14 protein-coding genes are annotated in these 15,699 nt (G+C 69.7%); 7 read left to right on the top strand and 7 right to left on the bottom strand.

Annotated features, from left to right (window positions below; translation table 11 throughout):
• Positions 1-60 precede the first annotated feature (60 nt).
• The 4 genes from RCO27_RS02820 to RCO27_RS02805 are packed head-to-tail and all read left to right on the top strand — an operon-like array spanning position 61 to position 4,650.
• Positions 61-2,460 carry a PAS-domain containing protein gene (locus RCO27_RS02820; RefSeq protein WP_309001121.1) on the top strand — a complete coding sequence of 800 codons (2,400 nt, stop codon included), beginning with the start codon at positions 61-63 and terminating at the stop codon, positions 2,458-2,460.
• Complete coding sequence (gene tsaE, locus RCO27_RS02815; protein WP_309001120.1) at positions 2,457-2,900, top strand: tRNA (adenosine(37)-N6)-threonylcarbamoyltransferase complex ATPase subunit type 1 TsaE; 444 nt, start codon at positions 2,457-2,459, stop codon at positions 2,898-2,900. Before RCO27_RS02820 ends, tsaE begins: the two co-directional genes overlap by 4 nt.
• Positions 2,885-3,889, top strand: a complete 1,005-nt coding sequence (locus RCO27_RS02810) for a phosphotransferase (RefSeq protein ID WP_309001119.1) — start codon at positions 2,885-2,887, stop codon at positions 3,887-3,889. Before tsaE ends, RCO27_RS02810 begins: the two co-directional genes overlap by 16 nt.
• Positions 3,886-4,650 carry a nucleotidyltransferase family protein gene (locus RCO27_RS02805; protein ID WP_309001118.1) on the top strand — a complete coding sequence of 255 codons (765 nt, stop codon included), beginning with the start codon at positions 3,886-3,888 and terminating at the stop codon, positions 4,648-4,650. Before RCO27_RS02810 ends, RCO27_RS02805 begins: the two co-directional genes overlap by 4 nt.
• Before the next feature lie 53 nt (positions 4,651-4,703).
• On the opposite strand, the gene RCO27_RS02800 is transcribed toward RCO27_RS02805, so the two are convergent.
• Together RCO27_RS02800 and RCO27_RS02795 are read right to left on the bottom strand one after the other, a co-directional pair.
• A complete protein-coding gene (locus RCO27_RS02800) occupies positions 4,704-5,375 on the bottom strand; it encodes a hypothetical protein (protein WP_309001117.1) in 672 nt (223 codons plus the stop codon).
• Positions 5,376-5,638: 263 nt separating this feature from the next.
• Positions 5,639-6,136 carry an AAA family ATPase gene (locus tag RCO27_RS02795; protein ID WP_309001116.1) on the bottom strand — a complete coding sequence of 166 codons (498 nt, stop codon included), beginning with the start codon at positions 6,134-6,136 and terminating at the stop codon, positions 5,639-5,641.
• 162 nt (positions 6,137-6,298) lie between these two features.
• Between RCO27_RS02795 and addB the strand changes: the two genes are divergently transcribed.
• Positions 6,299-9,196 carry a double-strand break repair protein AddB gene (gene addB / locus RCO27_RS02790; protein ID WP_374990347.1) on the top strand — a complete coding sequence of 966 codons (2,898 nt, stop codon included), beginning with the start codon at positions 6,299-6,301 and terminating at the stop codon, positions 9,194-9,196.
• 106 nt (positions 9,197-9,302) lie between these two features.
• On the opposite strand, the gene RCO27_RS02785 is transcribed toward addB, so the two are convergent.
• The 3 genes from RCO27_RS02785 to RCO27_RS02775 all read right to left on the bottom strand — a co-directional run bounded on the left by RCO27_RS02785 (position 9,303) and on the right by RCO27_RS02775 (position 12,532).
• Positions 9,303-11,249, bottom strand: a complete 1,947-nt coding sequence (locus RCO27_RS02785) for a prolyl oligopeptidase family serine peptidase (protein ID WP_309001114.1) — start codon at positions 11,247-11,249, stop codon at positions 9,303-9,305.
• A gap of 70 nt (positions 11,250-11,319) precedes the next feature.
• Positions 11,320-11,688, bottom strand: coding sequence for a hypothetical protein (locus tag RCO27_RS02780; RefSeq protein WP_309001113.1), 369 nt, complete (start codon positions 11,686-11,688; stop codon positions 11,320-11,322).
• An 82-nt stretch (positions 11,689-11,770) separates the two neighbouring features.
• Positions 11,771-12,532: a sulfite exporter TauE/SafE family protein gene (locus RCO27_RS02775; RefSeq protein WP_309001112.1), complete on the bottom strand. Its 762-nt coding sequence runs from the start codon at positions 12,530-12,532 to the stop codon at positions 11,771-11,773.
• Positions 12,533-12,723: 191 nt separating this feature from the next.
• Between RCO27_RS02775 and RCO27_RS02770 the strand changes: the two genes are divergently transcribed.
• Positions 12,724-13,701 (top strand): PilZ domain-containing protein, encoded by a 978-nt coding sequence (locus RCO27_RS02770; RefSeq protein WP_309001111.1) that lies wholly within the window; start codon positions 12,724-12,726, stop codon positions 13,699-13,701.
• Positions 13,702-13,705: 4 nt separating this feature from the next.
• Positions 13,706-14,359, top strand: coding sequence for a DUF4893 domain-containing protein (locus tag RCO27_RS02765; protein WP_309001110.1), 654 nt, complete (start codon positions 13,706-13,708; stop codon positions 14,357-14,359).
• Here RCO27_RS02765 and RCO27_RS02760 read toward each other — a convergent pair.
• Together RCO27_RS02760 and RCO27_RS02755 are read right to left on the bottom strand one after the other, a co-directional pair.
• The gene (locus tag RCO27_RS02760) at positions 14,356-14,835 is read right to left on the bottom strand and encodes a DUF4440 domain-containing protein (RefSeq protein WP_309001109.1); all 480 of its coding nucleotides are present in this window, start codon (positions 14,833-14,835) and stop codon (positions 14,356-14,358) included. The two genes, RCO27_RS02765 and RCO27_RS02760, sit on opposite strands and share 4 nt — an antisense overlap.
• 68 nt (positions 14,836-14,903) lie before the next feature.
• Positions 14,904-15,683: an STAS/SEC14 domain-containing protein gene (locus tag RCO27_RS02755; RefSeq protein ID WP_309001108.1), complete on the bottom strand. Its 780-nt coding sequence runs from the start codon at positions 15,681-15,683 to the stop codon at positions 14,904-14,906.
• Positions 15,684-15,699 lie beyond the last annotated feature (16 nt).

Genomic DNA, 15,699 nt, shown 5'->3' with positions numbered 1-15,699 from the left:
AACCGCCCGATGCCGGCACGGCTTTCGTAACGCCGTCCTCGCGTCTAGACACTGGCGCTGATGGCGCTTTCCCCCACTGCGGCTGCCCTTATCGCGCTCGTCGCCGGCATCTGGCTGGCGGTGGCGCTGTGGGCGGTGCTGCGCGCCCGCGGACAGGCGGCCGAGGCCGCCGCGGTGCTCGGCGAAAACCGGCGGCTCGCGGCTCTGCTCGGGGCCGGTGCGGCGATGCCGCTGCTGATCGGCACCGATGGCAGGATTGCAGGAACCGAGCGGCTGGCCGGCGCTCTGGGCCTGGTCGCGATTCCCGAAACCTGGCCGGACCTCGCTGCGCCCGGCGGCCCCTGGCAGAGCGAGGACGCCTCGGCGCTCGCCGCCGGCATCGCCGCAGCGCGTGCCGGCGACCGCTTCGGCCTCACCGCGCGCCCCGAAGGCTCGCAGCGCATCTTCCGGATCGAAGGGGCGCCGGCGCCCATGGGTTGCGGCGACGGCACCGTGCTGCTCTGGTTCCAGGACGTGACCGAGGCGGAGGGGCAGGCGGCCGTGGTGCGGGCCCGGCTCGACCGGCGCAGTGCTGCGCTCGAGGCCCTGTCGCGCCTGATCGAGGTCGCACCCTTCCCGATCTGGCATCGCGGGCCAGACCTGTCGCTCGCCATGGTCAATTCGGCCTACGTCGCCGCGGTCGAGGGCGATGATGCCGCCGCCGTCGTCCGTCAGGGTGTCGAGCTCATCGACGAGTCCGCCGGTCAGAGCCCGCGCCTCGACGCCGCCCGGGTCCGCGACCAGCAGGAGGCGACGCACCGCACCGTCCCCGTCACCATCGCCGGCGAGCGGCGGATGATGCGCGTCGTCGAGGTGCCGCTCGGCAATCAGGGCGTCGCCGGCTACGCGATCGACGTCGAGGATCAGGAGGAGGCGCGCGCTGAGCTGGTCCGCTTCGTGCGCGCCCAGCGCGACATGCTCGATCGCCTCTCGGCCGGCGTCGCCCAGTTCGGCCGCGACCGCAGCCTCATCTTCTTCAACCAGCCCTTTGCCCGCCTGTTCGAGCTGACGGCCGAATTCCTGGCCGACCGCCCGGAATTCGAGCGGGTGATCGATGCGATGCGTGACGCCGGCAACCTGCCCGAAGTGCGCGACTTCCCCGTCTGGAAGCAGGAGCGGCGCGACTGGTTCATCAGCGGCCCCGGGGCGGACGAGGAGGAGTGGCTGCTCCCCGGCGGGAAGCATCTGCGCGTCGTCGCCCAGCCGCTGCCCGACGGCGGCCTGCTGCTCATCTTCGAGGACCGCACCGAGCAGATCCAGCTCGCGTCCGCCCGCGACACGCTGCTCCGGGTTCGCTCGGCCACGTTCGACAACCTGTTCGAGGCGATCAGCGTCTTTTCGTCGGACGGGCGGCTCAGCCTCTGGAACAACCGTTTCAAGGAGCTGTGGGGGTTCGAGGAGGCGCAGCTCGCCGCCCATCCGCGCGTCGATACGCTCACCCCGCACCTGGCGGCACGCCTCAAGCGCTCCAATCATGCCGGCCTGGTCCGCGAGCTGGTGCGCAGTGCGACGCAGGAGCGCAAGGCGCGCTCCGGTCGGGTCGCATTGATCGACGGGCGCGAGTTCGAGTTCGCCGCCGTGCCGCTCCCCGACGGCGCTGCCCTCTTCACCATGCTCGACATCACCGACAGCCGGAAGGTGGAGGCGGCGTTGCGCGAGCGCACCGAGGCGCTCGAGGAGGCGGACCGCCTCAAGACCGCATTCGTCTCCAACATGAGCTATGAGCTTCGGACTCCACTCACCTCGATCGGCGGGTTCGCGGAGATGCTGTCGGCAGGCTATGCCGGTGAGCTGCCCGATCTCGCGTCCGATTATGTCGCCGCCATCCTGGACAGCGTCGCGCGGCTGGGGGCCCTCATCGACAATGTCCTCGATCTCACCCAGAGCGACATGGGTAGCCTGCTGCTCGCCGAGGACGAGGTCGATCTCGCCAACTTGTGCGAGGAGACGGCCGCCGCGGCGCGCGACTTTGCGGTCAAGCGCAAGGTCGCGCTCGCCGTCGAGATCGACCCCTCGGTCGGCATCATCACCGGGGACCTGCGTCGGCTCGGCCAGGCCCTCGGAAATATCGTCGAGAATGCGCTGCGCTACACGGACGAGGACGGCCGTGTGCTCTTGCGTGCCGACGGCAATGCGAAGGAGGCGCGGCTCATCGTCTCCGACAATGGTCGCGGCATCGCGGCGGCGGACCAGGCGCGTGTCTTCGATCGCTTCACCCGCACCGTTGACGGGCGCACCCAGGACGCCGCCGCGGTCGGCCTCGGCCTGCCGCTCGCCCGCCAGTTCGTCGAAGCGCATGGCGGCTCGATCGCGCTCGAATCGAAGGTGGGGCAGGGGACCACCGTCACCATCCACCTTCCCCGCACCGCCGACCAGCAGGCGGCCTATGCCGGGGAGCAGGGGGCCGCGGATCCCGCATGACCATTCGTCTGGCCGATGCCGACGCCACCGAAGCCTTCGGCCGTTCGCTCGCCCCGCTGATCCGTCCCGGCGACGCGGTCGCCCTCCACGGCACGCTGGGCGCCGGCAAGACGACGCTGGCCCGCGGCCTGCTCCACGGTCTCGGCCACGCGGGCGACGTCGCGAGTCCGACCTTCCCGATCGTCTTGGCCTATGATCCGCCCGACGTGCGCCTGCCGGTCTGGCACGTCGATCTCTACCGCATCGAGGAGGCGCGCGAGCTCGACGAGCTCGGCCTCGACGACGCGCTGATCGACGGTGCGCTGCTGATCGAATGGCCGGAGCGGCTCCCCGGCCTCTGGCCGCAAACGCTCTGCCTCACGCTGGCGGCGGACGGCGCCGGCCGCGCCTTGACAGCCGAGGTGCCGCCCGCTTGGGGAACGCGATGGCCGCCCCGATGATTCCGCCGTCCTACGCGCCCGATTTCCTCGCCGCCCACGGCTGGGCCGGCGCCGAGATCAGGCCGCTCGCCGGCGATGCGAGCTTTCGCCGCTATTTCCGCGTTTTGCGCGAGGGCGAGAGCGCGGTGCTGATGGACGCGCCGCCGCCGCACGAGGATCCAAAGCCGTTCGTCGCGGTCGCCGAGTGGCTCGCCCATGCCGGCCTTTCGGCGCCGCGCATCCTCGCCAGCGACTATGAGCGCGGCCTGCTGCTGCTCGACGATTTCGGCGACATACGTCTGCGCGAGACGCTCGACGACACGCCGGACCGCGAGCGGGCGCTCTACGAACAGGCGACCGACCTCCTCATCCATCTCCATGGCCAGCCGCCCATGCCGGGCCTACGGCCGCACGGTCCCGACGAATGGCTGTCCGAACTGACTCTGTTCCCCGACTGGTATTGTCCCGCGCTGGGACTTGACGTGGACGCCGACGCCTATCGGACGGCCTGGACCGAAGTGCTGGCGCCGGTCGCAGCCGACGGCCTCGGTCCGGTCACAGTGCTGCGCGACTACCATGCCGAGAACATCATGCTCGTGGGGGGGCGAGAGGGCATCCGCCATCTCGGCCTGCTCGATTTCCAGGACGCGCTCGCCGGCCACCCGGCCTACGATCTCGCCTCGGTGCTGGAGGACGCCCGCCGCGACGTGACCCCGGCGATCGAGACGGCAATGCTTCGGCGCTATCTCGACGCCACCGGCCACGCGACCGGCTTCGAGCGCGCCTATTGGGCGCTCGCCGCCCAGCGCAACACCCGCATCCTCGGCGTCTTCACCCGCCTCTGGAAGCGCGATGGCAAGCCCCATTATCTCGGCTACCAGCCGCGCATGTGGGGCCTGCTCGAGCGCGATCTCGCCGACCCCAACCTCGCCCCCGTCAGGGCCTGGTTCGATGCCCATATCCCCCAGGACAAGCGCGCCGCCGCCTGGGCGAACGGAGTGCCCGCATGAGCCGCTACAAGAAGCCGCTGGCGCTCCGCCCCGATCCGGGTGCCGCAGTGCCGAAGACGGCGATGGTGATGGCGGCGGGCCTCGGCAAGCGCATGCGCCCGCTGACCGCCACCCGGCCGAAGCCGTTGATCGAGGTCGCCGGCAAGCCGCTGCTCGATCACACGCTCGATCGCCTGCGCGCGGCGGGCGTCCGAAAGGCTGTGGTCAACGTTCACTATCTCGCTGGTGCGATCGAAGGGCATCTCAAGAATCGTGTCGAAGGCATTGAGATCACGATTTCCGACGAGCGCGACGTGCTGCTCGAAACTGGCGGCGGCCTGGTCCGGGCGCTGCCGCAGATCGACGCCGATCCCTTTCTCGTCGTCAATTCCGACAATCTCTGGATCGACGGCCCGATCGACACGCTGAAGCTGCTCGCCTCCTTCTGGGACGACGCGAAGATGGACGCGCTTCTCCTGCTCGTGCCGCTGGCCCGCGCCCATTGCCACGCCGGCCGCGGCGATTTCCACATGAGTGCCGTCGGACAGCTCAGGCGCCGCAAGCCCAAGGGCGTCGCGCCCTTCGTCTATACCGGCATCCAGATGGTCTCGAAGCGCCTGTTCGAGGGCGCGCTGCCGGAGGGGGCGTTCAGCACCAACCTCCTCTGGGACCGCGCGATCGAGGCCGGGCGCTGCTGCGGCGCCGTCCACCAGGGCCTGTGGTTCGACGTCGGTCGTCCCGAGAGCATCCGCCAGGCGGAGGAGATGCTGCGGGAGGGGTAGGCACGGGTTTCAGGGAAGAATGGGACCAGAACCAGCCCCGTCGATCCCTTCGACTACCGCATCTTTCCCACGATGCGCTCCACCAGATCCAGCCGCATATTGTGGTCCGGCATCAGGCGATCGTCCGCCATCCGATACCCCGCCTTCGACATGAGGCGCGCTGCGATGACATGGCGGTCGGCCTCGGGGGCCGCAGCCATCTCGTCCGCGATCGCGTCGATCAGCCAATCCCAATCGTCTGCCGGCACGACTGCGCCGCTGCGGGCAGGTGTCCGCATTGCCTGATTGGTCATCGGAACGGATATCGTTTCCGGCGCACCCGCCCGGTCTGTCGGCGCGAGGTGCGCGCGGCGCAGCCGGCCGTAGATGTCACAGGCGAGATAGAGACCGAGCCCGGTGCCGAAATAACCCGCCCAGACCATGACCCAGCGGAGATGGTCGTTGAACCGGATCAGATGGTTCGGCCAGACCTGATAGGTCACCAAGCTGGTCAGGAGGACGGCCAGGGCGGCTGGAAGGATCGCGGGAATGACGGCGAGCGGGTGAGGAAACGCCCTGGTTTCCGTCCTCTCGAGTCGCGTCACGATCACCCAGAGCGCGAACGCTCCGACCAGCGTCCCGAAGAAACGCGGCGCGCTCAGCATCGGGATTGCGCCGTCGATGCGCAGCGCCGACCAGAGCGAGAGGATTGCATAGCTCGTCAGCCAGAACAGGCCGGCGATCATCGTTGCGCGGCGCGGCCCGGAGGGCGCCGGCCGCGACCGGAGGCTCAGATTTCCATTCATAGGCTTACAGGCGGGGCCGCTCCTTCTCGTCCAGACGCACACTGGCCCTGAAAGGACCATTCGCAACCCGCCCCGCCGAATCGCCGAACCATGGTCCCGTGCCAACAGGCACCGGGCCGTGAGACGCCTCATAGCGAAGCGTGGCGAGGCCGCCAATCCTCGTCGCGGCCGATCGTCTGGTCCTTCCTGTAGATCATCGCCTGCTAGCGCGACTTCACCAGCGTCAAAACGTCCTCGACCGCGTCGGTGACGGACCGTGCCGTGTTGATCTCATGATCTGCGGATCGCCGCAGCAACGGCTCGATCGTCGCAACGAGTTCGGCGATCTTCCGGCGCTCGTCCGCCATGTGGCCATATCCCCCTGGCCGCCGGGCTGCGAGCCGGCCCATGAGCGTGTCCAGCGGCATGGAGAGCAGGATGATCGTATCGATCACGTCGAACAGCTTGCTCATGTTGGTGGCGCAACCACTGACGAACAGGTCCTCCCCGTCGCGTCGCGAGAGCAGGTCCCGAACGCGATCCTCCCGCCAGACCCAATCCTGTCCCGCGCGCGGCGTCAGGTGGTCCTCCGGCGCGGCATCAGCCCAGTGCGACCATTGGGGCGTGTCCAGATCGACCGCGCGATATGCGCGGCGCCGCAACTCGCCGATCACGGCCGATTTGCCGGTGCCGGACATGCCGGTGATGAGGATGCGCTTCATGCGTGGGTCCCGATGTACAGAAACATGGCCGATGCTCGAGCGCAATCCAGGACCGCAAGAGGCGCTTGTGACCCTTTCGGACCTGGGGCCTGGAACGATCGAAATCCGACACGGGGAATGGCCAATCTCGACTTCGCCCGCATCACGGCTAATCTGGTGGGTGTGATCCCCGCCGTCTTCACCATTCCGCCGCACCGGTCGTTCGCCGACGCGCTCGCTGCCGGCCTGATCGCGCGGTTCGGGCGGGAGAAGACGGGTCTCGCCCGCGGGCTGCTGCTGCTGCCGAACAACCGCGCGGTGCGGGCGGTGCAGGACGCCTTCGTGCGCCGCTCGGACGGCGGCCTGCTGCTGCCCCGCCTCGTGCCGATCGGCGATCCCGAGCTCGACGAGCGGATCGGCGGCGCGCTGGAGCCGCTCGACGACACGGCGCCGATCCCTGCCGCAATCGATCCGGTCGAGCGGCTGATGCTGCTCGCCCGGCTGGTCCAGCGCCACCATGGTCCCGACGCCGCCGAGGCGCTCCGCCTCGCCGAGGATCTCGGCCGCACACTCGATCAATTGCGCGTCGAGGAGGTCGATCCCGCCCGCCTCGGAACCTTCGCTGCGGAGGTGCCCGATCTTTCGCTCCACTGGCAGAAGTCGCTCGATCGTCTACAGCTGATCCTCGACGATTGGCCGCGCATCCTTGCCGAGCGTGGCCGGATCGACCTCGCCGATCGCCGCAACCGGCTCCTCGATGCCGTGGCGAAGCGCTGGCGCGAACGGCCGCCCGCCGGCTTCGCCTGCGCCGCCGGCATCACCACCACCGCACCCGCCGTCGCCCGGCTGCTGCGCACCGTTGCGCGCCTGCCCAAGGGCATGGTCGTGCTCCCCGCGCTCGATCTCGCCATGCCGGACGAGGAGTGGGCGGCACTCGGCCCCCACGAGCCCGATCCCGCCACCGGCCGTCGCCGCCCCGCGATCGAGACCCATCCGCAGTTCCAGCTGAAGCTGCTGCTCGACCGGATGGGCGTCGGCCGCGGCGAGGTCGGGCGCTGGCGCCGGGGCAGCGGCCGTGATGCCCCGGCAGCGCGCAGCCGCGCCATTGCCAACGCCATGGCGCCGCCCGCCTTCACCCGCAAATGGCAGGCGCTGAAGCCCGCCGATCGCCGCCTCACCGGCGTCCGCGCGCTGGAGCTCGCCGATCCGGCCGAGGAGGCGCAGGCGATCGCCATTGCGCTGCGCGAGGCGCTGGAGACGCCGGAGCGCACTGCCGCCCTGGTGACGCCCGACCGCAACCTCGCCGCCCGCGTCTGCGCGCACCTCAAGCGTTGGGGCATCGAGGCCGACGACAGCGCCGGCCGTCCGCTTTCCCAGACCCCGCCCGGCACCCTGCTCCTCGCCATCGCGACGGCCGTGGCCGAACGCTTCGCCCCGGTGCCGCTGCTCGCCCTCCTCAAGCATCCGCTGGTCCGGACGGGCGAGGGCAGGCTCGACTGGCTCGACGGCGCGCGCGACCTCGACTTCGCCCTGCGCGGCCCCCGCCCGCCGGCGGGTCTCGACGGCCTGTCCCGCCATCTGAAGGGCGATGTCGCGCTCTGGTGGGCCTCGGACGCGGCGCCGCTGCTGGGTTCGCTGGAAACGGCCTTCGGCGCCGGGTGCCGCTTCTTCGACCTCCTCGCTGCGGTCCGCGAGGCGGCGCAGGCGCTGGCCGGCGATGCGGTCTGGGCCGGTCCCGCCGGCCGCGCCGCCGCCGATCTCCTCGCCCGTCTCGAGGAGGCCGCGGGGGAGGGGCCGGAGACGGTGGCGGTCGCGGCCTTTCCGGCGATGCTGGAGCGGTTGCTCGCCGCCCAGGCGGTCCGTCCGCCCTATGGTCAGCACCCGCGCCTGTTCATCTGGGGCCTGATCGAGGCGCGGCTGCAGCAGACCGATCTCATGATCCTTGCCGGCCTCAACGAGGGCACCTGGCCGGCGCTGCCGGCGCCCGATCCCTGGCTCGCGCCGCGCCTGCGCGCCGATCTCGGCCTGCCGTCGCTGGAGCGGCGGATCGGCCTCGCCGCGCACGATTTCGCCTGTGCCCTCGGCGCGCCGCAGGTGCTCGTCACCCGCGCCCGCCGCGATGCCCGCGCGCCCGCCGTCGCCTCGCGCTTCTGGCTCAGGCTGGAGGCGATGACCGGTGGCCTCACCCGTGCGCCGGCCTGTCGCAAATGGGCGCAGGCGATCGACAAGCCGGGCGGTTATCGTCCCGCCGGCCGTCCCGCGCCGGCGCCGAGGGAGCGTCCGCGCCGAATCTCGGTCACCGAAGTTGATCGCCTGAAAGCCGATCCTTTCGCTTTCTACGCCCGCCGCATCCTCGGCCTTTCCGCGCTCGACGCGGTCGATGCCGATCCCACCGCCGCGTGGCGGGGCATCGCGGTCCATGCCGTGCTCGAAGCCTGGATGAAGGAGGACGCGTGCGACCCGGCGAAGCTGCGCCCCCGCGCCGAGGCCCTGCTCGCCGGCGCCGACGCCCATCCGCTGATGCGCGCGCTCTGGCAGCCGCGCCTCTTGGAAGCGATCGACTTCATCGCCGCCGAGGTCGAGAAGAACCGCGCCGCCGGCCGCTTGCCGCTCAAGGCCGAGGCCTGGGGCGAGATCGAGATTGCCGGCGTCACCCTGGGCGGCAAGGCGGACCGCATCGACCGCCTTCCCGATGGCAGCCTCGCCATCGTCGATTACAAGACCGGCAAGCCGCCTTCGAACAAGGCAGTGTCGGAGGGCTATTCGCTCCAGCTCGGCCTGCTCGGCCTCATTGCCGAACGCGGTGGATTCGAAGGCATCGAGGGCGCCGCAGCCTTCTTTGAATATTGGAGCTTGGCCCGCAAGGCCGGCAGCCTCGGCTATGTCGCCAGCCCGGTCGGCGGTCGTACCGGCATGGACGTCGCGGACTTCACCACGGCAGCGGCCCGCAACTTCATCGGCGCCGCGGCACAATGGCTGACCGGAGAAGAGCCCTTCACGGCCAAGCTCCACCTGGAATATGCACCCTATGGCGACTACGACCAGCTCATGCGGCTCGACGAATGGTACGGCCGCGAATGATCGACATCGTCACCCCGGCGAAGGCCGGGGGTCCCAGGTTGGGTCGGCGCCAGACCATCCGGCAGCGCGCACTCTCTACGGGATCCCGGCCTTCGCCGGGATGACGTCAGGGAGCCTCGAAAAGCCGGCGGAGAAACACCGTCTCGACCTCGCGCCTCAGATCGTTGTTGTGCTTCTTCTGGAAGCCGTGCCCCTCGTCGGCGAACAGCACGTACCAAGTCTCGACCCCGTTGGCCCTGAGGTCGCGCACCACCTGGTCGGACTCCGATTGCGGCACGCGCGGGTCGTTCGCGCCCTGCATCACCAGCATCGGCCGCCCGATCCGGCGGATGTTGGCGAGCGGCGAGATCCGCTCGAACACCGCCCGCATCTGGGGGTTGCGCTCGTCGCCATATTCCGCCCGCCGGTTGTCGCGCCGATAGGCCTCGGTGTTCTCAAGGAAGCTGATCCAGTTCGAGATGCCGTAGCGTTCGACCCCGCCGACCAGTCTGTCGCTGTAATGGGTCATGACCGCCAGCGACATATAGCCGCCATAGGACTGGCCGTAGACCGCGACGCGCGCGGGATCCAGGTTCGGCTGCCGGCCGATCCAGTCGAGCAAAGCGCCGATGTCGCGCACGCTGTCCTCCCGCTTCTCGGCATTGTCGAGATTGAGGTAGCGGGTGCCGTAACCGTCCGATCCGCGGACGTTGGGCAGGATCACGGTCGCGCCGAGCACATCCGCGAAATATTGCGCGCCCGGATTCCAGCCCGGCCGCGTCTGCGCCTCCGGCCCGCCATGGATATCGATGATCACCGGCGTCCGTGTCCCCGCCAGGACATTGCGCGGCCGATAGACGAAGGCCGGGACCGAAAGCCGATCGAAGCTCTCGAAGCGGATCAGCTCGGGCGAGGCGAGCTGCGCGGGATCGAGGTCGCCGAGCTCCGACATTGTCCAGCGCTCCAGCCCGTCGCGGCCGGTAAGGTCGAAGGTCCAGACGTCGCCCGCGCTGGTCGCGGTCGTCATGCCGATCGCCAGCTTTTGTCCGTCCGGCGAGAATTCGAGCCCGGTCAGCACGCCGCGCGGCAACGCCTCCGGCTGGGGCAAGGCGCGGCGGGTGACGAAGTCCTGCACGACGACGCGCGAGAAGCCGTCCTCGTTCATCGCATAAGCGAGCGCGCGCCCGTCGTCGGAGAGGTCGTAATCCTCGACGTCCCAGCGGCTTTCGGGCGAGACCGGCCGCCGCTCGCCGGTGGCGATGTCGATCTCGACCAGCCGGCGCACGTCGCTGCCGGCGTCGGTGATGGCGAGGATGGCGCGGCCGTCGCGGACGAAGCGCGGCTCCTCGTAGCGCGCCGGAGTCGCCGCCGACCAGGCGAGTTCCTGCACCTGGCCCGTGGCCAGATCGAGGATCATCAGTCGCGTCTCGCGGTTGGAAAGGCCGCGCGCGATCAGGATGCGGCTATTGTCGGCCGAGATGTCGACCGGCCCGACCGCGCCGGTGCCCTGCCAGGCGACCCGCCGGGTCGAGGGATCCTGCGGATCGGCGATCATGATCGCATAATCGGCCGACCCCCGGCTGGCCCGCGACCAGGCGAGCAGCCGTCCATCGCGGCTGAAGGTGGGCGACTGGTTGCGCGTCCCGGGCTCGGTGAGCTGTCCGGCCGCGCCGCCTTCCACTGCCCGGGCGTAGAGCTGGAACCACTCGTCGCCGCCGGTGTCGCGGCCGAACAGGAAGTGGTTGGTACCGGGCACAGTCTGCGCGCCCGCGATCGGCTCGTCGTAGAAGGTCAGCTGGGTCCGCGCGGTCCCGGGGGCGGCGACGCGGTGAACCTGTGCCGTGGTGCCGAATCGCGTGGTGATCAGCATCGATCCGTCGGGCAGCCAGTCCTGGAAGCGCGCCTCGCGATAATTCTGGTAGCGCTGGACGGCGGTGCGCACCTCGGCCGGGATCTCCGGCACGTTCTCGAGCCGCGCGGTGCCGATCTGTCGCGTCTGGACGGCCTGGGGCTGGGCGAGGACGGGGAGGGGGGCGAGCGCCAGCAGGGCGCAGAGCAGGACGGGTCGAATCACGGGCACCTCGGCGGCTGGGACGTGGCGCGAACGTTCCCCGCCACATCCCCGCCGTCAAGCCACGATGGCGCTACATGCCGCGGACGTCGCTCTCGGTCTCGTCCCGATGACGGGCATGGCTCGGGCTGTCGGTGGCGCAGCGCTCGTTGGCGGCGAGCTGATGGGTGCGGCGGGCCGGACGCTCGCGTTGCGGCTCGGCGGCAGCGGCCTCGACCCGCTCCCCGCCATGGGCAGCCTGCCAGCGCGCATAGGAGGCGCGCACGCTGCGCTCATAGAGCTGGATGCAGCGATCGTCGCTTGGGTCGCCGCGCCGGCAGGGGCGGTAGCTGGCGGCGGGCGCCTGGGCGGTCGCGGCGCCGGCGGGGGTGGGCGCCTCGGGATAGGCGGCGCCGACAAGGACGAAACCCGAAAGCAAGGCAAGGACGAGCGGCTTCTTCATGACCATCCCCTTCTTCGCTGGGAGAGTCTTAACTAACATGGTTAATAGAGATGTGCCGCAGGTTGTTTCGCCTGCGGACCGATCAGCTGAGCGCGGTCCAGATGCCGTAGATGCTGGTCAGGGTGAGCACGACCCCGACGAGGACGAGCAGGCCCTTGGCCGGAATCTTCTTCGCAGCATAGCCGCCGAACGGGGCGGCGAGCATGCCGCCGATCAGCAGGCCGACCAGGGTGGTCGTGAACGCCTCGGCCCCGAGCGAGAAGAGGAAGGTCGCGGAGATGGCGACGGCGAGGAAGAATTCGGACGTGTTGACCGTGCCGATCACCTTCCTCGGATGCGCGCCCTGGACGAGCAGGTTGGAGGTGACGACCGGCCCCCAGCCGCCGCCGCCGGCCGCGTCGAGGAAGCCGCCGACCAGGCCGAGCGGCTCGACGACGCGCGGCTTGCGCTCGCGATGAGCGTGTCTCAGACCCCGCCACAGCAGATAAAGGCCGATGGCGGCGAGATAGGCGAGCACGAACGGCCGCGCCCGCTCCGCGGCCAACGTCAGGACATAGGCGCCCAGGACGCCGCCGATCACGCCCGGGATGACGATCCGGCGGAACAGCTTCCAGTTCACGTTCCGGTGCAGCACGTGGCTGATCCCCGATGCGCCGGTCGTGAACATCTCGACGGCATGGACGCTCGCCGAAGCGACCTGCGGCGGCACGCCAAGGCTGATCAGCAACGTGCTGGAAATTACCCCGAAGGCCATGCCGAGCGCGCCGTCGACGAGCTGCGCGGCGAAGCCGACGGCGATGAAGGGAAGGATGGCGGTCAGGGTGTCGGCGGACAGGTCGAACAAATCCCTGGCTCCCGGTCAATTGGAAAGAAAGGCCGGGTTCCGACATAGCGGCACGGCGAGCCGGTGCAAATGTCGGGTCGTCAGGGGGAAGTGCGACGTTACGAGTCCGAAATATTAGGATTTCGTAAACCCTTTTCGGCGGAAAATGGCGTAATCCATATGGGGCGGTTCCTCATATGGTTAATGCGAGGATGCGCGCTCTGTTGGACACCATCTATTCCCTGTCCGGCGAGGTGCCGCTGGTCGAAGCGTCGGTGGAGGAAGTCGACGAGTCCGTCCTTCAGCCCGGTTCGCTGATCATCGGCTCGATCCGCCAGGTCTGCCTGATCCGCAAGATCAGCGCGGGCGGCGCGGTCCTGCATGTCGACACCCCGGCCGAGGAAGGCCGCCGGTTGGAGCTCGAGCTCGAGACCGGCGAGCATCTCGATGGCACGATCGTCTGGTGCCGCGGCTCCGAACTGGGGCTGCGCTTCGACCAACCGATCGACGTCCTGCCGATTCTCGCCCGCGCGCTGGTCAGCCAGCCCGGCGAGCGGCGGCGCATGCCGCGCGTCGAGGTGTTCTGCCCGGCCCTGCTCGAGACCGCAGGCCGGACCGAGCTGATCACCGTGCGCGATCTCGCCCAGGGCGGCGCCAAGATCGACACGCCGTTCCCGCTCGATCAGGACGCCCGTATCGTCATCACGCCCGAAGGCCTGCGGCCGATCGAAGGGAGCGTGCGCTGGGTGCGCGGCACCGTCGCCGGTATCTCCTTCCAGCCCGAGCTCGCCTGGCAGGAGATGATCCCGTGGCTGCGCGGGCGCCGCAATGCGCCGCCGGCCGATTTCCATGCGCCATCGCCGCTACCGGAAGTGCCGCAACCGACAGCGCAAGTGCCGTCCGAAGGCGCGATCCAGCTCAGCCTGCCGGCGCGGGTCCGCGAAGGGACGCGACGCTGGGCGATCGATGTCGCCTCGCTCACCACGCGGGCGGTCGAGTTCGACTCCTTCGTGCCGCTCAGGCTCGGGACCTTGCTCTGGATCGTGCTGCCGGGGCTCGAAGGCTGGCCGGCGCGGATCGTCTCGATCGATGGCTACCGCTTCACCTGCGAGTTCACCCAGCCGCTGCACCCGGCGGTGCTGGAGCGGATCCTCTCGGCCGCCACGACCCAAGCCCGCGCGCAGGCCTGACGCCATGGCCGGCGTCCGCTTTGCGCTGCTTCTCGGCTGCCTGGTCCTCGCCGCCTGCCAGTCCTCTCCCACGCCGCCCGCGCCGCCGGAGCCGGTCGCCGCGCCGCCCGAGGAGGAAAGCTGGCGCACCGCCGTGCGGGAGGCGGATACCGACCGTCTCAATCGCCTCGACAGCGCCTGGAGCGAGGGCCTTGCCGAGGCCCGGCCGCGCTTCGGCCGCGCCATCGACGCGGAAGGGGTGCTGCTCAATCCCGGCGCCGGTCTGCCGCGCGCCGCATTGCCGCCCGGCAGTTACAATTGCCGCGTGATCCGGCTCGGCGCCGGTCCGCGCCGCGCCGCCTTCACCGCCTATCCCTCCTATTTCTGCTATGTCGGCGTGGAGGACGAGCTGCTCGCCTTTACCAAGCAGACCGGGTCCGAGCGCCCGGCCGGCTATGTCTGGAACGACACCGACGTGCGCAGCATCTTCCTCGGCACGATGGTCGAGGGCGTCGAAGGCGATCCGACCGCTTACGGGCAGGATCCCGAAAGGGACATGGTCGGCATCGTCGAGCGGGTCGGGCCGTTCCGCTACCGCATCGTCTTCCCCTGGCCGCGCGGCGGGGCGAAGATCGAGGTGCTAGAACTCGTGCCCGTCGTGCCGCCCGCGGCGGACTAGGGCGCCGGCCGATCAGGAACGATGTTGGCGTGGCGGGCGAGGTGCAGCCATCGGCTGCCGTCGCGCACGTAGATATTGGTGTAGCGCCGGTCGAGGATGCGATGGCCGTACATGCGCGACTGCTCGCTGGCTGCGCCCGGAAAGACGCGCTCGCGTCCCATTACGACGCCGACATCGCCGGTGACCACCACCTGCTCGGGCACCCGCTCGAACACCTCATTGCGGATTTCGCCTGATCCGACCATGCGCACCAAGTCGTCGCGCGTGAGGATGCGGTTGTTGGGCGCGTTCACCCGCAGATTGGGATGGGCGCTCATCGCGATGGCGCCGAGATCGATGTCGGCGACGGCGGTGCGCTGCGCCGCATCGGCGGCGAGCACGGCCGTCTCGTCGGGCGTGCGCGCGATCGATTGCGGCGCCTGGGCCGAGGCGGCGCTGGCCAGCATGCAGGCCGCGGCAAAGATGAGCTTGCGCATGATCCCCTCCCGGATGGTCGGCTACGGGTAGCGCGTCTCCGTTGCGCAGGCGAGACAGGTTGTCAGCCTCAGGAAACCAGCGTCCGCTCCGACGCCGGCCTGGCGCCGAGCCACGCCCAGGCCGCCTCTTCCTCCTCCGGCTCGAAATGCCGGATCTCGGCCTTGAACAGGGGCGAGAGGGTATTGAGCATCGTCCGGATCCACGGTGGACCACCGACCACGGCATAGCGTTCCAGCCGCTGCAGCGCCTCGCGCTTCAGGGCGAAATAGTCGCCGGTGAGCAGGCCGCCGAACTGGAAGCCGCCGAGATTGCGGAGGCGTCCTAGGAAGCTGACCTTGTCCTTGCCTTCGATCGCCTTGAGGAAATGCGCGGAAATCGCGTCGAGCTCGGCCTTGCCCGCGTGCCCGTCTATCTCGAAGCCGAAGACGTCTGGCGTGTCGGTCTCGATCACCTTGATCGCCGCGGCATGGGGCGAGTCCAGCCGCCCCTCGACCCAGGCGAGGGCGCGGTCGCGCTCGTCGCTCTTGAACGTCTCGTAGCTGACGTGCGGCAGCACCGCGCTCTCGACCTTCGCGAGCCAGCGGATCCAGTCCTGGTCCGCGACGATCGCGACGCGCCCGATCCTGTCGAGCTTGCCCAGCCAGGGGCCGCTGCGCTTCAGCGTGTCGAGGAACCTGTCGGTCTCGAAGCCGCTGAAATCGATCACTTCCGCATAAAGATGCGTCTTGTCGCGCGCGGCGAACGAGGCCTCGATCCGGTCCATGTAGGAGTCGATCTCGGCATGGGTGAACCGGCCGCTGCAGCGCACGGCAACGACATCCTCGTTGGATGGCAGGAATTCCAGCATGTCGGCATCTCCTGAA

Origin of the sequence: Sphingosinicella sp. LHD-64, assembly GCF_031157375.1 — a bacterium.
Taxonomy (GTDB): domain Bacteria; phylum Pseudomonadota; class Alphaproteobacteria; order Sphingomonadales; family Sphingomonadaceae; genus Allosphingosinicella.
This window is presented reverse-complemented; position numbering and strand designations above follow the sequence as displayed.